Genomic DNA, 18083 nt, shown 5'->3' with positions numbered 1-18083 from the left:
TCCTACAGCACGCCGAGGGCGTCCAGCATCTCCGCGTGCCGACGCTCCACGTGCCGGGCCGCCACCGGGTCACCGGCCTGCCGGTGGGCGGCGATCAGCAGCCGCCACACCGCGTCCTGGAAGGGGTCCAGGGACAGGGCGTGCGTGGCGGCCGCCACCGCCGCATCCGCACGGTCCCGGCCGAGTTCCACCTCGGCCAGGGTGTGCGCCGCCTGCACCGCCTGATTGCGGTACCGCTCGCGGATCGGCACCACCCACTCCGCGGGGCCGTCCTCCGGCAGCAACTCCCCGGTGTAGAGCCGCAGCGCCCGTCCCAGCGGCCCCGCCGCCCGCTCCGCGTCTCCGTGCGCGGCCGCCCGCAGGCCCTCCCCGACAGCCGCCTCGAAGGCCCGCACGTCACAGCTGCTCCCTGGTTCCAGGACGAGCATGTACGCCTCGCCCGACCGCACGAGCAGCTGGGACCGTCCCCGGTCGGGGCCCGGCTCCAGGACGGTCCGCAGGGCCGAGACCGCGACCTGCAGCCCGCGCCCGGCGGTGCGGGCGGGGCTCTCCGGCCACAGTGCGGCCATCAGCTCCTCCCGGTGCACGGGCCGCCCCGCGTGGACGGACAGCAGCCGGGCCAGCGCCCGGACCCGCGGCCGGGCACGGTTCCAGGCCGGCGGACGGCCGGCCAGCGTGGCCTCGTACCGGCCGAAGCAGCGCAGCGACAGGGGCGCGTCCTGGCCGGTGCCGGAGCGGTCCGCGGCGCCGGCGTGCCGGGCGGGCGCCCCGGAGCGCCGGGCCAGATGCGCCCGGAGCAGCGGCACGTCGGTGTCGAGCCCGTACTCCTCGGCGAACTCCGGCAGTTCGGGCCCGTCGGGGGGACGTTCCATGAGCTGCACCAGCCGCGGCGGCAGCAAGCTCAGGACCTCCCTGTCCAGGTACGTGCGCAGTGCGGCCGAGTCCAGCGGGTCGCGGCCCGCCAGCACCGCGGGCCCGCTGAGCTTGAGCACACCGGGCCAGCCCCGGGTGAGTTCGGCCAGCTCCCGGCCGGCCTCGGGAGCGTCGGCGAACATCGCCGCCATCTCGCCTGAAGCCAGCCGTAAATGACGAGCAGTCAGTACCGCGGTGTCGGCCAGCTCCAGCCGGGTGAGGTTCAGCGCGGGCATCCGGCGGCCCGACAGGACCAACCGCAGGTTCGGCGGCGCCAGCAGGGCCAGTTCCTCCAGCACCCCCTCGGCGGGGCTGCCGTGCACGTGGTGGACGCCGTCCACGAGCAGCAGGACGGGATCCGCGCACTGTTCGACCGCCAGCAGCACGGACTCCACGCAGACCGGTTCGGCCACGCCCAGTTGCCGTCCCAGCCTGGCGAGCAGCGCATGCACGCCGAGGGTGTCCCGGGACGGCCGCCAGTGCAGCACCTTCCCGGGGAAGGCCTCCGCGGCGGACGTGAGAAGGGTGCTCTTGCCGTATCCGGCAGGAGCGACGACCAGGGTCAGGGGCACCGTCCCCCCAGCGAGCACCGGCACCAGCCGCTCGCGCACCGTCCCGCGCATGAGGCCTCTTCCCCCGACGGAAGCCAAGCAGAGACTCTCACTCTCCGCATATGAGCAGTAACTCAATACTGCACCGAAACCGCGCCGTGCAAGAGCTGTGCGCCTCTCGTGCAGAAACGGGGCACGATGGTGACCGTCCCGTTGACAGCTACGCCGGGATCACCTCGACGGTGAACGGCACATGCACCGGCCGGTTGCGGGCCACGAACGCCGACACGGCCGCCGCGTCCACCGCACCCGCGTCCGGGACCCGCAGCCGCACGGTCAGGTGCGGTCGGGGCGTTCCCGGGAGCGGGGTCCGCGCGGTCGGCGACCACACCGTGCCGCCGCTCTCCTCGATCTCCGGCGTGATCCCGAATACCTGGCGGATCTGCTCCGCCAGGCCGTTCGCGGTGCCCCGGGACGCGTGCCCGCGCACCGCGCCGCGCACCGCGCCCTCCGCGCCCACCCAGGCCGCGAGCAGCGCCAGGAGGTCGTCGGGGGCCAGCCGCGGATCGAAGTACGCGGGCAGGCTGTCGAGCACCGCCAGCACGGGCGCCAGCACCTCGTCGAACCCTTCCGTGAGCCGCTGGACGAAGTCGTCGTCGGCGTAGACGCCCGGCAGCTGGGGTCCCAGCGGATGCCGGGTGCGCAGCCCGGGCACGATCCGGCGCTCACTCACCTCCTCGCCCCTCACCGCTCATCGCCCGTCCACCCGCACCTGGTGGTCGTAGCTGAACACCAGCGCGCCCGCGTCCAGCGCGATCCGCTCCGCGGACTCGCCGCGCCGCCGGGTCTCGAGGTCCGCGGGAAAGAGCCGCACGCCCTCCACCGACTCCACCCCCGCGACCTGTTGCAGCACCGCGTACACCTCGCCGCTGTGCACGGCACGCCCGAACGGCCAGCCGTCCCCGCCGGGCCCGCCCGTGAGCGGGTTCAGATACCGGTACAGGGCGGCCAGCGCGGTCCGCTGCACCCGGGCGACCGGGATGCCCGCCACTGCCCGGAGCACCGCGACCACCGTCACGCCCTGGTAGTACGGCGGCTCGACGACCAGCCGGGCGCCCAGCATGCGCCTCCGGTCCAGCTGCGCCGCGACCCCGGCCAGCAGCTCCGGCGGGCAGGCCATCCGCCCGAACTCCAGGCGCCCTTCGCCGTCGTCCTCGGCGGCGGGCACCAGCAGCACGCGGACCCCTCCCGCGCCGGCGTCGACACAGCGCACCCGGGCGACCTCCGGGGCCGCCCGCCGGGTCAGGTACTCGTAGTCCTCGGCCGTCACCGCCCGTTCCCGGGAGCGCAGCGCCAAGGCGCCCCGCAGGCGGGCGTTCGCCACGTCCTCGCCGTCGACTCCGCCGCTCGCCGCCCGGCGGTTCTCCACCCGGGCGATGTACGGGATGGAGCTGCGCAGGACGGCGAGCGCACGGCGCGCCACGTTGCCGCGCCGGCCCCCGCCCGCGAGGTACGGACGCACCCGCACCGGAACTCCCCTGTCGGGGACCGCCCCGTACTGGCGGAGGGTGCCGTCGGCCTCCCTCACCGCGGGACCGAAGCTCACCTCGCCGGTGCTGCGGTCCAGCCGTACGTGCCGGTCGAGGGGGCCGGACTCCCCGAAGTGGTCGACCTCGGTCCACGGTGCCCATTCCCCCTCAGGGGTGGCCGTCTCCACGACGAACGGAGGGCCGCCGGCCACCACCGGGGCCCGGTCCAGCGCGAACGTCTGGGCGGGCGTCCCTTCGGACGTCCCGAGGAGTTCCTCGCCCGCCCGCTCGGCGTTCACCGCCGGGGCGGTCCCCCCGATCGTGAACGCCTCGGCGGCCAGCAGCTCCGGGGTCGCCGAGTACGTGCGCTGTCCCTCGGCCGGCTCCTGGACGACGCACCGCAGCCAGCCGGCCCGCTGCCTGGCCTCCACGGAGGCCAGATGCCCTGCGGGCAGCTGGATCAGCACGTCGCCGGGCCGGTTGAAGCCGCCCGTGCCGTCGCGATCGACCTCGCAACGGGTCCAGCCCTCGGTCGTCCACGCCTCCCAGGCCAGCGGCGGGTGTTCGGGGTCGATGCCGTGGCCGGCGACCGGGAAGTCCAGCCGCAGCGCGACCACGCAGGAGGGCGCGGCCTGCGAGAGGCCGAAGAGCAGGGCGTCACCGGGGCGCGGCACGGCGGAGAAGCAGGGCACCCCACGGCCGGCCAGGGGTCCCCCCGGACCGGGGGACAGCTCGGGCCCCCGGTCGGCGGCGACGGCGCCCGGCTCGCCGCCCACGACGGCGACGGCGGCCAGTTCCACGGGCACGACGGCCAGTTCCCCGACCGTGGAGAAGACCACGGCCTCCTCGGTCTCGGTGCGGTGCGTGGCGACCTCGGTCCCCTCGCGTACGCGCACGGTCTGGGCCTGCGGCGCCGAGAGCCAGAAGGTGACGTCGGTACGGGCGGCCGCGGGCGGGTACAGGGTGAGCCCGATCAGGTCGAGGAACGCCAGGTGGTTCTTGTCCGGGACCCGGTTCAGCCGGTAGATCAGCTGGTCGGTCATGTGCGCGAAGGCCTCGATGAGCGTGACGCCCGGATCGGAGACGTTGTGGTCGCTCCACTCGGGGCAGCGCTGCTGGATCATCCGCTTGGCCTCGTCGACGAGATCCTGGAAGCGCCGGTCGTCGAGATGGGGCTCGGGCAGACTCACAGGTCCCCCGCCTCTCCGCCGCCCTCCGGGGACGCGCCGTCGTGCGCGGGGATCACGTAGAACGGAAAGACCAGGTTGCGGGGGTCGTTCGTGCCTCTGGAGACGTAACGGATGTCGATGTAGAGGGTGCCCTCGTCCTGCGCGTCGAAGGTGACGGCGACGTCGGCCACCTCGATCCGCGGCTCCCAGCGCTCCAGTGACAGCCGTACCTCGTACGCGATGTGGGCGGCGGTGGCCGCGTCGGCCGGCGCGAAGACGTGGTCGTGGATCGCGCAGCCGAACTCCGGGCGCATGGGCCGCTCCCCGGGCGCGGTGCCGAGGATCAGCCGCATGCTCTCCTCGATCTCCCGGTCCCCGCCGACCAGGGCCACGGAACCGGTCGCGTCGGTCCGTACCGGAAAGGCCCAGCCGGAGCCGATGAACTGCTCTCCCACGGCCCTCAGCCCCCGATCAGGACGGTGACCGCGCCCATGACGATCGGCGCCCCGCACGCGGCCATGTCGCCCATGCGGGCCGCTGGCAGGCCGCCGATGAGGACGGTGGGGCAGCCGGGTGGGGCGATCACGGAGGGCGGGTGCACGGCCGGGGGCGGGAAGGAGCAGATGTGCGGGGTCGAGACGACGGCAGCGGGCATCCCCGCGATGAGCACGGTGGGCACTCCGGGCGGCCCGATCACTCCCGGATGCCCGGTGGGGTCACCGACGCGTGCGGCAGGCGGCATCTGTCGTGTCTCCTCTGATTGCTCTGGCTGTTCTGATTGCTCTGATTGCTCTGATTGCTCTGATTGCTCTGGCGGTCCGGTTGCTCTGGTCGCTCTCGTCGCCCGCTAGTTGATCCGGACGAGCGCGGCGCTGATCGAGCAGCTGGCCCCGCCCTTGATCTCGGTACTGGCCTGGCCGTTGACCCCGACCGTGGTTCCCTTGACGTCGACCTGGCCGTTGGTCTGGAGCTTCAGGGCGCCCGCCCCGCCGTCGACCTCGACCCCGGTCTGGGCCTTCACCTGGACGGACTGGCCGGACAGTTCGAGCTTCCCGGTGCCCGCGTCCAGGGTGATGCCCGAGTCGGCCTTGACGGCGACCTTCTCCTTGGCGGTGATCTCGACCTTGCCGTCGCTGTGCACGGTGACGGAGGTGGATTTCTGGTCCAGGTGCAGGGTGAGCTTCCCGTCGCCGGTCGCCAGGCGGACGCCGCTGGGCCCGTTCGCCGCGTCCAGCAGCTCCAGCCGGTTGCCGGAACGGGTCACCAGGGAGCGCCGGTTGGTGGCCCCGCTGGTGGAGTCGACGAGCGGGGAGTCGTGTGCGTACGGCTTGTCCTGGCCGTTGTAGAGGCCGCCGAGCACATACGGACGGTCCACCCGGCCCTGCTCGAAGCCGACCAGCACCTCGTCGCCGACCTCGGGTCCGAAGATGCCGCCGCCGCCCTTGCCGCCCGCCTCCGCGGTCCTGGCCCAGTCGCTGACGTAGTCCCCGTCGAGCCAGGGGAACGCCAGCTTCACGCGGCCCCGTTCCTCGGGGTCGCGGGTGTCGGTGACAGTCGCGTTGACGAGTCCGCCGATCCGGTCCTGCGCGAGCCCCCCGCCGCCGCCCGACGCGAGACCGTACAGCGAGCGGTTGGAACGGCCGCCGACGGTGAGCCATGTCTGGTAGCCGGTGTCCGGGTCGAACACGTGCCGGCTCGCGGAGATCGTGTACTTGCCCTCGAACGGCGCCCCGACGTTGGCAAGGGTGACGGCGGTCCCGGCGCGCAGCTGCGGAATGCCCATCGCGACCGCGTCGAGTTCCGCGAAGGAGGCGGCGAGGTCGGCGGCGAGCGCCTTCGCGGCCTGGTCGGCCTCGGCCTGGGTGCCGTACGGGGTGTCCGTGGCCAGGAAGACCGCCTTGCCGAACGCGTCGGCGGCCTGGCCCGGGGTCAGCCCGAGTTGCAGCCGTTCGCTGCGGTCGGCGGGGGCCCGGCCCACGACGGCCGCCTTGGCCTGGACGTCCCAGCCGCGCACCTCGACCTGCTGGACCTGGTCGGCGGCCGTCACGGCGGCGTGGCAGCGCAGCAGGTTCCGTCCGAACTCGAGCACGTACGGGCTGGCCTGCGGCCGGGTGGACGTCGAGGGGGCGGTGCGCGCACGGGCCGGGGTGCGGAAGACGAACGCCCCGTCCACGACGGCCACTTCGGCCCCCGCGAGGTCCGCGAGCCGGTGCAGGAACTCCCAGTCCGTGATGCCCGGCTGGGCCAGATGCTCGTACACCGTGGCAGTGGAGTCGACCGTGCCGATGGGCAGTCCGGCCCGCTTCGCCACCTGTACGGCGATGTCGGAGGCGGTCATCTGCCGGTATCCGGCGACCCTGCGGCCCCGGAAGAAGCGGTGAGCGTGGTCGAGCCCGCGGACCACGGTGAAGGTGCCGGTGGTGTCGAGGTCGATCTCGACGGCGGTGACCTCGCCGGACACCAGCAGTTCGCGCTGCGGGTCGTCCCCGGCGCGCGCAAACAGCTTCATCGGCGTGCCGATGGTGATGCCCGTCTTCTGCAGGACCGCATGATGCGGATCGCGGAAGCGGACGACGAAGAGGTCGGGCAGCTGGGTGCTGTCGTCGACGTAGGCGGAGACGATCAGTTCGGCGACGGGCGCGGGCAGCGGCTGCCCGTTCGCCTCGACGGCGAGGGTGTTGGCGAAGCTCTCACCGGCCATGCGCGTCAGGCTCCCAGTTCCTCGGCGGCGGGCAGCAGCAGTTCCGTCCCGGGGGCCAGCCGCATCGGGTCGTCGATGCCGTTGGCCCGCGCGATGTCCCGCCAGGCGGCCGGGTCCCCGTACTCCCGCCAGGCCAGCAGCGCCAGCGTGTCCCCGGTGACGACCCGGTGCACACGGCGGGCGGCGAGCGCGCCGGAGGTGGGGTTCTGGCCGGGCACGGGCCCGCTGATCTCCTCCAGGGTGACCTGGCAGGTGGCGCGGATGGGCAGGCCGCCGGGGGTGAACAGCGTGTACTTCGCCTGGACCTGGCTGACGTACCCGACGAAGCCGGTGAGCCCGCCCCAGTGGAAGATCACCCACGGGGGCACGCCCTGCTGCTTCTGATGGGTCTGATCGGTCGGCACGCAGCAGGACAGCAGTTCCTCGACGGACTTCACGACCCGGTCGTCCTGCACGTCGGTCGCGTCGAAGAACATCTCCAGCGTGAGCTTGGAGGGCCCGGCTCCCTTGAACTCGGCGGGGCCGGCCTTCTTGGCGCCCTTGGCGGTCTTCCGCTCCCACTTGGCCGTCTTGGCGAGCGTCAGCTCCTTGGGGTTGAACTGGAAGTCGATCTTCCCCATGCGCGGTCCGGGGGTCGTCGTACCGCCGTCGGCCGGCGGCTGGCGCAACTCCAGGTAAGCGCGCTCGAGTTTGGGGCGGGAGCCGCCGCCGTTGCCGTTCGGGTCCTTGGCGGGGCCGGGCGGCGGGGCGGAGGCGATGAAGGCGACGGGCTGACTGGGCATGGGGACCGGCCTCCTATCGTCCGGCGTCGATGAAGCCGTGGTGGGCGATCTCCAGGGTCTCGGTGGCGACCTTGACGGTCTCGGGGTTCAGCTGCGGCCCGGTCCAGCGCACCGGCACGACGTCCATCAGGCTCCAGCGGGCGACGACCGTGCCGTCGACCGTCATCGCGCTGATGTGCGCGGTCTTGCGGGCGACGCCGGAGATCATGCCGGAGAGCCAGGCGGTGACCTTCTCCGTGTCCTTGGTGACCGGGCGGGTGAGCTTGATGTTGGAGTACTTGATGCGGGAGGGCAGCTGCCAGACGTAGCCGTTGTTGCCGCCCTCCTCGCGCTGCTCCATGACGACCTCGCAGCCGAGGCCCTCGCAGCTGTTGAAGGCGCCGAGGTTGATGTTGTCGATCTCGACCATGAAGCACACGCTGACCGCGGGGTCCTGGTCCTGTGCCATACGGCTTCCTTCTGCTCAGTGGCGGGGGTCGAGGCGGACGCCCGCGCGTTCACGGTCGAGGCGGAGTTCGGCGCGGAGGAGGCGGCTGAGGGGCCCGATGAGCCGCCGGACGAGTTCGTCGGTGGACTCCTTGGCGGCCTGGGCCGGTGCCGGGGCGGTGCCTGGTGGTGGCGCCGGGGGCGGGGGGTCGGGGGCGGGGGCGGACCCGGGGGCGGACTCGGAGGCGGGCTCGCGCTGGACGGCGGGCAAGGTCCGGGCAGCGGGCGGAGCCGGAGGCTCGGCGGCCCGCTGGAGCGGCGGGGCGGGCGGAGCGGACGGCGGCTGCGGAAGGTCCTCCCCCAGCCGGACCGGCTCGGCGAACCGGAGTTCCGCGGGCGGCGGCCCGGGCCGTAGGGGGACGCTGTAGGGCTGCGGTACGGCAGCGAGACCCTGCTGCCCTGAGACGGGCGGCGAGCCGGCGGTCACGACGCGCTGCAGGGGCGCGGGCGCTGGTGATTGCGGGGCGGACCACGCGAGGGCGGTGGACGGCCGCGGTACGGCGGCGAGCCCGGGCCGGCCGGAGACGGCCGGCGGGCCGGGGGTCGCAGCGCGCTGCAGGGGGGCGGGGGCCGGTGACGGCGGCACGGGTGACGACGGCACGGTCGCGGTGGCCGGTGACGGGGTGGGCGTAGGCGCCCAGGACACCGGTACGACCAGGGGCTCGGCGGGGTCCGGGGCGCTCGGGGAGCCGGGTCGCCCGGAGGGTTCGGGGGCCTCGGGGGTGGGTGCGGAACGCAGTTCCAGGCCGCGGTCGCCGACGAGGCCGACGACGGGCTCGGGGCCCGGTTCGGGCACCAGGGCAGTCGTGCGCTGCAACGGCAGGACGCTCACGACGGGCTGCCGGAGGGGACTTTCGGCCGGCGGTGCGGCAGGAGACTCGGGGACCACCACCGCTGCCGGGGGCGTCACGCGGTCCTCCTGGGGTGCTGCGGACGCGGCTGCGGGCACCGGTGTCCCGGAGAGCGGCTCCCCGATGCGCCCGGCCCGGGAGGGGGGCTGGGCGGAGAGAGGGCTGCCCGGTGTCTCGCGCTGCAGGGGCACCGCCGGGATGGGAGCGCCCAGCCCCGGCCTCCGGGCGACACGCTGCACGGGCGCGGGCAGGAGCGGGGTTACGGGCGCGGGCAGGGGTACGGGGACGGATACGGGCGGGGGGACGGGCGCAGGCGGCGGTGCCGGGGTGTGCCCCGCAGGCTCCACCACCGGCCGCCCCTCGGTCTCCGTGGCGGATGTCGACCCGGGATCCGACGGGACCTCGTCCCCGCTCACCCGTTCGACCGGCCGCTCTCCCAACAGCGGCCGGACTTCCTCCGCCTCGGGCTCCGGAGCGGGTTCCTGAGCGCGTTGCGCCGTCACCGCGGCCTCCGGTTCGGCCGCCTGCGGTCGTACGACCGGCTCCGGCGAAGGCGCAGGGGCAGGGGCAGGGGCAGGGGCAGGGGCAGGGGCAGGGGCAGGGGCAGGGGCAGGGGCAGGCGCGGTCTCCGAACCCGGCTCCACCACCCGCTGCACCGGTACGACGGGCGGAGCCTGAGGCTGGGGCGCCACCGGCGCGGGCCGCACGGACGCCGAGGTCTCGGGCGCCTCGACAGCCGACTGCGCCGACGTGATCGGCCGCTCCCCCACCAGCCGCACGTCCTCCTGCGGCCGCGGCTCAGGAGCGCGCTCACCGGCCGGCTCCTCGGCCCTCTGTACCGGAGCGACCGCAGGCGCCGGGCCGGTCTCCAGGGGGAGCGCCGCAGCCGCCGTCGGCTGCTCCGTCACGAGGGGCCGTACCTGGGGCGCGGGAACGGAATCGGGCGCCCGCTGGATGTCCCCCTGCACGGGAGCCGCCTGCGTACCGCGCTCCACAACCGGCTCCCGCTCCTGCCGCGCGATCGGCTGGTCCCCTACGAGCGGCCGGACCTGGGGCTCCTGCCGCGCACCCGGCTCCTCCGCCCTCTGGACCCGGACGGCCTCAGGTGACGGCGATTCAATCGGTGTCGCGGGTCTCGGCTCCGGGGCAGAGACGGGCGGCAGCGGCGCGGCCGGCAGCCTTCGCACCGGCAGCTCCACCGACCGGGACACCGTCAGCACCGGTAAGGGCGGCTGCGGGCGAACCGGTGACGCGGCGGCCGGCTCGGGCTCCGGAGTCACGGGCACCGGCTCACCCCCGCTCGGCAACGGAGCCTCCGTCCTGTGAACCGCACCGGGACCGGGAACCTGCGCCGACGGCGGCTCGGCCCCGGACACGACGGGCTCCTCCGACCGCTGCGCCGGTGCCACAGGCGCCTCCCGCGCCACCGACCCCGACCCCGGCGCCGCCCACCGCTGGACCACTCCGCCGGCAGACGGCACGTCCGCGACGCCGTGCAGCACGCCCGACGGCGCCTCCGCCGTCACCGCGTGCCCCAGGGTCAGCGAGAGCGAGGGGTTCTGCCGGCCGGCCAGCCGCGCCTCGAAGCCCGCGGGATCCGTGACCAGCGCGGGCATGCCGAACGTCAGCCGCTGCACCGGCAGTTCGCGCCATCCCGGATCAACCTCCCGGGCGGGCGCCGGCCCTGCACCCGCGACCTCAGCCGCAGCCGCAGCCGCAGCCGGACCACCGTCCGCGCCCGGACCGCCCTGTGTGAGCCGGTTCCTGAGCCACTCACGGACCCCCACCGCTCACCGCCCTCCGGCCAGCCGGTTCAGGCGGGCGATCTGATCGACGTACCGGCGCCGTTCCGGGTGCTCCAGGTCCAGAATCGAGTCCATGTCCCAGTGGAAGTGGTAGGCGATGTACGCGACTTCGTCGTACAGGTCGTCGGTCGCGTACGTCACGATTCCCCCAGGCGCCCACCTGCCAGATCGACCGCGAAGCCGGTGGCGCACGAGGGACAGGTCACCTGGGCCCGCGTATGCCCCTCGGCGTTGATCCGCCGGTAGAAGTCCTGCAGGAAGGCGAGGTCCGAGGCGAACATGTCCTCGATGACGCCCGCGTGGACGTCCGTCACCGAGCCGATCCGCTCCACCACCCGCCCCAGCAGCACCACCGAGAGATAGGCCGGGTTCTCCCGCACCCGGTCGTCCCGCAGCGGGACGAGCTCGTCGCGCGCGGTCGCGAGCCGCATGACACCCGTCCGGTGCACCTGTCCCGCGCCGTCCACGTACCCGCGCGGCAGCTCGAAGGTGAACTCGGTCCGCATCCGCTCCACAGCCGCCGGGGCGGCCGTGGCGGCCGGCTCGGGCGGTTCGGCGGCCTCCGCCGCCCCCGGGGCAATCTGGCGACGCATCAGGGCCTCACGCCACATCCATCTGCTCGTACGTGATGACGAGCTTCTCCGTCAGCACGCTGGTGTCGCCGGCCTTCAGGGAGCTGATCTCCAGGCTCTTCGGCCAGGCGTTGACCAGCGTGTACCGCTTGATGGCCACGCCCTCGTAGTCGAAGACGATGATCGCCCCGCCCTTGCGCGCGGTGGCCATCTTCCCGAACCGCGCGTCCTTGATCCACTTCTCGAAGCTGTTGTCGGCGGTCAGACCGCGGGTCAGCGTGACCTCGCCGGCCTTCGCGCGCCCCGGCAGCTTCTTGATGACGTACTTGCCGTCCGCCGTGTTCTGCTTCAGCTCGATGACGTCCTGCTCCATCTTCAGGCCCGTCACCTCGTTGATCTGCTTGATGACGACCCCGTCGATCTCCAGCCCGAAGGAATGACCGACCGAGGTGTCCATGTCGGGAAGTGCCATGACGTCTGCCCCCTACCTGCTCTACTCGTTGACGAGGCTGGTGCCGCCCGAGAACTGGGCCAGCCGGAAGATCACGAACTCGGCGGGCTTCACGGGCGCGATCCCGATCTCACAGACCACCTGCCCCGCGTCGATGCCCTCTGCCGGGTTCGTCTCGCGATCGCATTTCACGTAGAAGGCCTCGTCGGGCGTCAGCCCGAAGAGCGCGCCCTTGCGCCACTCGTTGACCAGGAAGGCCGAGATGGTCCGACGGATACGGGCCCACAGCGCGTCGTCGTTCGGCTCGAACACCACCCACTGCGTCCCGATGAGGATCGACTCCTCGATGTAGTTGAACAGCCGCCGGACGTTGAGGTAGCGCCAGGCCGGATCGGACGACAGGGTCCGCGCGCCCCACACCCGGATCCCGCGCCCCGGGAAGCTGCGGATGCAGTTCACACCGATCGGGTTGAGCAGGTCCTGCTCGCCCTTGGTCAGATGGACCGCCAGGTCCACGGCCCCCCGGACGACCTCGTTCGCGGGAGCCTTGTGCACGCCCCGGCTCTCGTCGTTCCTGGCCCACACGCCCGCCAGCGCTCCGCTGGGCGGGACGAACTTCATCTGGTTCGGGGCGCTGGGGTCGGCCACCTTCACCCAGGGGTAGTACAGGGCCGCGTACTTGGAGTCGTAGCCGGCGCCTGTCATCCGCCATTCCTTGACCCGCTGCGGAGAGAGGTCGGGCAGCGGGTCGATGATCGCGACGCGGTTCCCCATCAGCTCGCAGTGGGCGATCATCGCCAGCTGGACGGCCTTGACGCCCTCGGCGTCCAGCGCGCCCTGCTGGTAGGCGCTCATCAGGTCCGGCACCGCCAGCATGGTGATCTCGTCGACGGTCTCGAGACCGCCGAAGCCGGTGCGTTCGTCCGCGCTGCCGACGTAGTCCGACGGGGCGAGGGACGCCGGGACGGCGGGCACCGCGGCGGGCGCCGGCGCCGGGGCGAGGCCCACACTCTGGTTCTCGGGCCGGGCGTGCGTCTGGGCGGGGCCGGCGTCCTCCACGGTGATCAGCCGCGACTTGTCGCGTACCACCGTGACCACGTAGTTGCGCTGGCTCCTCTTGGCGGAGACCTGCCAGGTCTCCTCGACCCGGTCGCCCCGCTTCACGTTCAGCGTGAAGGCGTCCTCGCCGGGCGACTCCCCGGACGCGTCCGCGACCTCGACGGCGACCCCGTCGCCGGTCCCCTCCAGCGCGGCGACCTGGAACCCGCCGAGCGCGCTCCGGGGCCCCGCGGGCAGCGCCCCGGACCTCCCCCGCTTCGCGGCGGCGGGCCGCGACTCCTGGGCGGCAGCCGATCCGTCCCCGCCGACCCGTACGACGTAGCAGGTCCCGCCTCCGTTGAGGAAGTAGGCGTAGACGGCGTGGGCCAGGTACGAGCCCTCCACGAAGTCCCCGAAGGTGGAGGTGAACTGGCTCCAGTTCGCCACCAGGGTGGGCGTGTCGCAGGGGCCCTCCGCTGCCAGCCCGACGAAGGCGGCCACGGCGGTCCCGACGCCCTCGATCGGGCGCGAGCCGGCCTCGACCTCTTCGACGTAGACGCCTGGTGACAGGTACGACGGCATCCTGACCCTCCCCTGGGACGTAACGGCCGCGCCCAGCCTGCGCCGCGCCCCCCTTCAAGGTCATGACCTCCCGTACGGCCCCAGGGGAATCCCGTGTTGCCCGTTCGGGCATCCGCGCCACGCCCGTGCCCCGCCGCCCCGGTCAGCCCGCGCCCCGACCTCCCCGGTCAGCCCAGGCCCTGTCGGCGCCCCAGAATGCCCACCTGCCGGCGGAGCTCTGTCTCCATCTCCCCCTCCCGGCGGATCAGTTCCTGGAGCTTGCCCTGGATGCCCGGAAGCGTGTTCAGCTTCGCGTCGGCCATGATCTTCGGCGCCATACTGATCCACGAGCTGTCCGAACGGGAGCTGTTGACGCTCTTGCGCAGCGGCACGAGGTTGTCCGGCCAGTTGGCGATCGTGAGCTGGTTCTCGCGGCTGAGCTGGACGAAGCCGATCGGCTGCCGGCCCGGGCCGGCGGGCGGGCAGACCAGCCGGGAGATCCACTTCATGGGGAAGATGTGCTCGGCGGTCATGGGGTCGGCCGGGGCGTTCGGTGCCTGCATGATGTCCCCGAGGAAGTCACGGCCCACCTTGGTCGCGGCGTCCGCGATGGCCTTGTTCCCGGCCGTCGACTCCGTGGCGGCGCGCAGCCGTTCCACCAGCGCGGAGAAGGAGCCCATCCGCCGGTGCTCCTGCTGTGCCTCCGCCTGCTTGACGTTCGCGAGCCGCTTCTTGATCTCCGCGGCCAACTCGGCGAGTTCCTTCAGGTCCGCGCGCTGGGCCTCGCCCAGACGCAGGTGCTCGGCCCGTGCCGCCTGCTGCTCGGGCCCGGGCGGCAGGCTGTCCCTCCGGGCCTTGGCCGCTTCGACCAACGGCTTGCGGGATTCCCAGCTCGCCTGCCTGCCGCTCCGGTCCGTCTCGGCGGCGGTCAGCAGGTCCTTGGCCTCCCCGAGCTTGGCGGCGAGTACCGAGTCCCGGGCCTCCATCATCTCCGCCGCCTGCTGCTCCTCCGTCAGCGCCTCGGACTGCTTGGTCTCGACGGGGTTCACCTCGCCGCGCACCGCCCACCTGGGCCCGGCGGCCTCGAGTTCGAGGCTCTTCATGCCGTACTTGACCTTGATGGCGGCGAAGGCCCCCCGGACCACCAGCTTCGACATGGGGCGGCCCGCATAGCGGTTGGCCACGGCCAGGGCCGCTGCCATGCCCTTGTCCAGGCGGGCCTTCTTGCCCTCGGGCGAGTCGTCGCCGCCCTGGACCTTGGACTTGAGCTTGCCCATCATCTTCTTGCCGGCGTCGGCGATCTTCCCGACCACCCAGTCGACGGCCTTCATCACCGGGGCCTGGACCTTCTCCAGGATCTCCTTGATCTTGGCCGAGATGCCGCCCAGGCCCAGCAGGCTCGCCAGGAAGTCCAGGACCACCGGGACCGCCTTCGCCAGCGCGCCCTCGATCATGGCCGGTACGCCGCCACCGCCGCCGCTCGCGATGCCCTCGATGGAGTCGAGCACCGAGTCCACGAAGCTCTTGATCTGGGCCGCTCGGTTGACGAAGAACATCACCACGTCGTAGATCGCCTTGCAGGCCCGTACGAAGGCCGATGCCGGATTCAGCAGCGAGACGATCCAGGTGATGCCCGCCGTGACGATCTTCTCGATCACGAAGTCCTTGATCGCGCCGATGACCGTGTCCTTGAGATCGGACAGCTTCTCGACGATCCACTTCCAGAGACCGCCGAGGCCCTCCGTCATCAGGACCTGGACCATCTCGAAGCCGGTCTCCAGCGCGCCCATCGCGCGCTCGCCGATCCGGGCCACGATGCGTGTGCGGATGTTCTGCCACGTCAGGCCCAGGATCGAGAGGACCAGCTTGAGGATGCCCTTGGCGTCGAAGGTCTCCGGGATCTCGATGCCTCCCGCCGACAGCTGACCGAACAGCCACTGCTTGAGGCCGTTCTTGAGGTGTTCGCCGATGCGGGCGGCGAAGCCCGTCACGCCCGCCTTGACGGCGTTGACCAGGTTGCCGAGGAAGCCGATCGGATTCGTGATGATCTTGTCGATGGCGCCGGCCGCGCGGGCCAGGACGCCGAGGAGCATGTCCTTGAGCTTCAGGACGGTCTCGATCGTGCCCGCGACCGCGTCCTTCGCCTTGCTCAGCAGGCCCTTGTTCTCCTCCTGGAGCTTCTTGATCTCCTCGTCGAGCTCGCCCCGTGCCGCGACGTACTTGTCCGCCAGGTCCTGCACCAGCGACTGCGACTTCTCCGAGACCGAGGACTCCAGCTGCTGGAACTCCCCGCCGATGCGGTCCGCCGACTCCTGGGCGAACTTCCGCAGGCTCGCGGGCTGTTCGGCGACCTTGTCGGCGATCCTCTGCTTGCCTCGCGCGATCGCGGTCGACGCGTCGGCCAGCCGCCTGCCGATCAGGTCGGCGATGTTCGAGATGACCGTCCGCATCTCGCGCTCGTAGACCAGCCGCGCCTCCGCGAAGATCTGGTTCGCCCGCGGCGGCGGGTCGAGCACCGCGTCCGCAAGCCAGCGGGCCGCGCCCGTGACGCCGGAGTAGCGCTCGTCCTTCCAGGCCTTCATCTTGGTCCGGTGGTCGGCGTCGAAGGCTGCCTTCGCCGCCTTCTGCCCGTTCTCGAACGCCGTGTCGACCTCGGTGTCGAGGCCGCCCAGGATGCCCTCGACCTCCTTCTTCGTCGCGTCGAAGATGCCGTTGATCTCCGCCGTGACGCGTGCCCGCTCCTGCTCCTCCTTGGACTGCCCGGTTCTCTGACCGGCCGCGACCTGCTGCGCCGAGCCCGCCTTCACCGCCGTCATGGCCTGGACGCCGGCCGGGCCCGCGGCGGCCGCGCCGCCCTGCTCGGCGGCGACCCGGACGGCCTCGTTCGCGCGGAACTCGGCGGGAGCCTTGGCCGCGTGGGAGTCGGACTCCTGCTTCGCGTCCAGGGCCTCCTTGAACTGCGGCTCGTTGGAGGCCGCCAGCTGCCCGGGGGTGACCTTGGCCTCCACCATCATGGCGTCGGTCTCCTTGGGCCCCGTACTCAGGTCGGTCTGCTCGGGCGGGGCCTTCGCAACCGCGGCCGCCTTCGGATCCGGGGGCGCGAGCGTCGGCGGCGCGGGCTGTCCCGGCAGCGGAGTGACCGGTTTCTCGACGGCCTTCGACTCGTCGGGGGCCTTCGCGGTCTTCTCCGTGATGTCCTTGGCCGAGCCCTCCTTGCCCGTCTTGACCTGGCCGGACACCTGGGACTTGATGTCGTCCGTCTTCCCGGACTCGGTGAACTTGTCCGCCTCGTCGAGGGTCTTGGGCGCCTTCGCGGCGATCGCGGCGGACACGGCCGCGACGAAGGCCTCCTTGTCGAAGGCGCCGGGCTTCGCCGCGCCCATCTCCCCGGCCTGCGCCGCCTTGGCCTGCGCCTCCTTGTCGTTCCCCGGCGGCTTCGCCGCGTCCTGGGCCGCCTTGGCCTGGGACGCCGCGGTGGGGTGCTTGGTGAGCGCGGCCTTCTTGGCCCGCAGGTCCCCGGCGACCTTCTTGAAGCGGGGGTCGGTGGCGGGGGTCAGACCGGTGGGAGCGGCGGGCAGGGAATCCAGGCGCTGGACGGCGGGGGCGACGCCCGCGGGCATGGTGCCGGCGGGGGCGACGCCCGCGGACGTGGCGCCGGCGGGGGCGACGCTCGCGGACGTGGCGCCGGCGGGGGTCCGGTTCGCCACGAGCCGCGCCACGGCCGCGTTCCCGGCCCGTCCCTGGAGCCGCTGCAGGCTGCGCGCGTCGACGGTCCGGGGGCGGGCCGCGGTGGGCGCGTCGGACTGTACGGGGCGCCGCGGTCCGGCGTTCTCCCGTACCGGCTCGTCACCGGCGGACCGGTCCGCGGGAGCCTTCACTCCGCCGGGGCCTCCTCCTCTTCGCCCTCTTCACCGGCGGCACGCTGGACGAACACGCCCTGTACGGAGGGCTCTTCGCCGCCGGGCGCCGCTGCCTCACGCTGCACCGGGGCCACGGGGGCGGGCGCGGCCATCACCCGCTCTGCGTTGGCCACGGCCTCGCGTTCGAACCGGTCGGACGGATCGCTGACCTTGATGCCCCCGGCCGTCTCGGTTCCGTCCACGGGGCCCGAGCGCTGCTGCACGACATGCGTCAGCTCGTGCGCCAGGGTGGTGCGGCCCTGGTGCGAGCCCGGGTCGTAGGCGTCCCGCTGGAACACGACGTGCGAACCGACCGTGTAGGCGTGCGCGTTGACGGACCGGGCCGAGTCGTGCGCGGCGGAGTCGGTGTGGATCCGCACGTCGCCGAAGTCGCGCCCGAGCCGGGCCTCCATGTCGCCGCGGACCTCGGGATCGAGCGCCTGGCCGCCTCCCGAGTTGACCACGTCGTGCACGGAGGAACGCTGGACGGCCGCCCGGACCCCGCTGTTCCCGAGGGTCCGCTGCAGCCGCAGCATCCCGGCGGGGCCGAGCGCGTCGGCCCGCCCGCCGGCCGCGGCCTTCAGCAGCAGCGCGTCGGGGGCGCCCGCGGCCTCCTGGTCCGCCTTGGGCCGCGGGCCGGCCACGAACTCCACGTCGTGCTCGGGTCCGTGCTCGTGTCCGTGCATCTCTCCCCCTGCCTGGGTGGCCGCGCTGCCCCGCCACCATCCCGGGCGTGACGCCTCGCGAGCAGGGGCCCCGGGCGCCCGCCGAGGGCA

15 protein-coding genes are annotated in these 18083 nt (G+C 73.1%); all 15 read right to left on the bottom strand.

Features of this window, described 5'->3' with window-relative positions:
* Window positions 1-2: 2 nt before the first annotated feature.
* Window positions 3-1535 carry a BTAD domain-containing putative transcriptional regulator gene (locus tag ACGFMM_RS27295; RefSeq protein WP_393649098.1) on the bottom strand — a complete coding sequence of 511 codons (1533 nt, stop codon included), beginning with the start codon at window positions 1533-1535 and terminating at the stop codon, window positions 3-5.
* Between the two features lie 148 nt (window positions 1536-1683).
* A complete protein-coding gene (locus ACGFMM_RS27290) occupies window positions 1684-2196 on the bottom strand; it encodes a phage tail protein (protein WP_393649097.1) in 513 nt (170 codons plus the stop codon).
* Between the two features lie 18 nt (window positions 2197-2214).
* Window positions 2215-4182, bottom strand: coding sequence for a putative baseplate assembly protein (locus tag ACGFMM_RS27285; RefSeq protein ID WP_393649096.1), 1968 nt, complete (start codon window positions 4180-4182; stop codon window positions 2215-2217).
* Complete coding sequence (locus ACGFMM_RS27280) at window positions 4179-4616, bottom strand: GPW/gp25 family protein (protein ID WP_393649095.1); 438 nt, start codon at window positions 4614-4616, stop codon at window positions 4179-4181. The genes ACGFMM_RS27285 and ACGFMM_RS27280 overlap by 4 nt, the downstream gene beginning before the upstream one ends.
* Before the next feature lie 5 nt (window positions 4617-4621).
* On the bottom strand, window positions 4622-4903 hold the full coding sequence (locus ACGFMM_RS27275) for a PAAR domain-containing protein (RefSeq protein ID WP_318102392.1): 282 nt from the start codon (window positions 4901-4903) through the stop codon (window positions 4622-4624).
* A gap of 105 nt (window positions 4904-5008) precedes the next feature.
* Window positions 5009-6862 (bottom strand): VgrG-related protein, encoded by a 1854-nt coding sequence (locus ACGFMM_RS27270; RefSeq protein ID WP_393649094.1) that lies wholly within the window; start codon window positions 6860-6862, stop codon window positions 5009-5011.
* Window positions 6863-6867: 5 nt separating this feature from the next.
* Window positions 6868-7644: a LysM peptidoglycan-binding domain-containing protein gene (locus ACGFMM_RS27265; RefSeq protein ID WP_393649093.1), complete on the bottom strand. Its 777-nt coding sequence runs from the start codon at window positions 7642-7644 to the stop codon at window positions 6868-6870.
* A gap of 13 nt (window positions 7645-7657) precedes the next feature.
* Window positions 7658-8092: a phage tail protein gene (locus ACGFMM_RS27260; protein ID WP_393649092.1), complete on the bottom strand. Its 435-nt coding sequence runs from the start codon at window positions 8090-8092 to the stop codon at window positions 7658-7660.
* A 15-nt stretch (window positions 8093-8107) separates the two neighbouring features.
* Window positions 8108-8947, bottom strand: a complete 840-nt coding sequence (locus ACGFMM_RS27255; protein ID WP_393649091.1) for a hypothetical protein — start codon at window positions 8945-8947, stop codon at window positions 8108-8110.
* A gap of 1824 nt (window positions 8948-10771) precedes the next feature.
* The gene (locus tag ACGFMM_RS27250) at window positions 10772-10927 is read right to left on the bottom strand and encodes a DUF6760 family protein (protein WP_393649090.1); all 156 of its coding nucleotides are present in this window, start codon (window positions 10925-10927) and stop codon (window positions 10772-10774) included.
* Entirely contained in the window at window positions 10924-11379 is a 456-nt protein-coding gene (locus ACGFMM_RS27245; RefSeq protein WP_393649089.1) for a hypothetical protein, read from the bottom strand. The genes ACGFMM_RS27250 and ACGFMM_RS27245 overlap by 4 nt, the downstream gene beginning before the upstream one ends.
* A 7-nt stretch (window positions 11380-11386) precedes the next feature.
* Complete coding sequence (locus tag ACGFMM_RS27240; RefSeq protein ID WP_318102405.1) at window positions 11387-11830, bottom strand: phage tail protein; 444 nt, start codon at window positions 11828-11830, stop codon at window positions 11387-11389.
* 21 nt (window positions 11831-11851) lie between these two features.
* Complete coding sequence (locus ACGFMM_RS27235) at window positions 11852-13429, bottom strand: phage tail sheath family protein (RefSeq protein WP_393649088.1); 1578 nt, start codon at window positions 13427-13429, stop codon at window positions 11852-11854.
* 167 nt (window positions 13430-13596) lie between these two features.
* The gene (locus tag ACGFMM_RS27230) at window positions 13597-17286 is read right to left on the bottom strand and encodes a hypothetical protein (RefSeq protein WP_393649087.1); all 3690 of its coding nucleotides are present in this window, start codon (window positions 17284-17286) and stop codon (window positions 13597-13599) included.
* On the bottom strand, window positions 17283-17993 hold the full coding sequence (locus ACGFMM_RS27225) for a DUF4157 domain-containing protein (RefSeq protein WP_393649086.1): 711 nt from the start codon (window positions 17991-17993) through the stop codon (window positions 17283-17285). Before ACGFMM_RS27225 ends, ACGFMM_RS27230 begins: the two co-directional genes overlap by 4 nt.
* Between the last annotated feature and the right edge of the window lie 90 nt (window positions 17994-18083).

The organism is Streptomyces sp. NPDC048604 (assembly GCF_043199435.1).
Lineage (GTDB): Bacteria > Actinomycetota > Actinomycetes > Streptomycetales > Streptomycetaceae > Streptomyces.
The sequence above is the reverse complement of the archived record's forward strand: the minus strand, read 5'-3'. Positions and strand labels throughout refer to the sequence as shown.

What these genes read in the sequence shown, in the direction of transcription:
- ACGFMM_RS27295 (WP_393649098.1), bottom strand. Translation starts at nt 1,535, where the DNA reads ATGCGCGGGACGGTGCGCGAGCGGCTGGTGCCGGTGCTCGCTGGGGGG.
- ACGFMM_RS27275 (WP_318102392.1), bottom strand. Translation starts at nt 4,903, where the DNA reads ATGCCGCCTGCCGCACGCGTCGGTGACCCCACCGGGCATCCGGGAGTG.
- ACGFMM_RS27270 (WP_393649094.1), bottom strand. Translation starts at nt 6,862, where the DNA reads ATGGCCGGTGAGAGCTTCGCCAACACCCTCGCCGTCGAGGCGAACGGG.
- ACGFMM_RS27265 (WP_393649093.1), bottom strand. Translation starts at nt 7,644, where the DNA reads ATGCCCAGTCAGCCCGTCGCCTTCATCGCCTCCGCCCCGCCGCCCGGC.
- ACGFMM_RS27260 (WP_393649092.1), bottom strand. Translation starts at nt 8,092, where the DNA reads ATGGCACAGGACCAGGACCCCGCGGTCAGCGTGTGCTTCATGGTCGAG.
- ACGFMM_RS27245 (WP_393649089.1), bottom strand. Translation starts at nt 11,379, where the DNA reads ATGCGTCGCCAGATTGCCCCGGGGGCGGCGGAGGCCGCCGAACCGCCC.
- ACGFMM_RS27240 (WP_318102405.1), bottom strand. Translation starts at nt 11,830, where the DNA reads ATGGCACTTCCCGACATGGACACCTCGGTCGGTCATTCCTTCGGGCTG.
- ACGFMM_RS27235 (WP_393649088.1), bottom strand. Translation starts at nt 13,429, where the DNA reads ATGCCGTCGTACCTGTCACCAGGCGTCTACGTCGAAGAGGTCGAGGCC.
- ACGFMM_RS27225 (WP_393649086.1), bottom strand. Translation starts at nt 17,993, where the DNA reads ATGCACGGACACGAGCACGGACCCGAGCACGACGTGGAGTTCGTGGCC.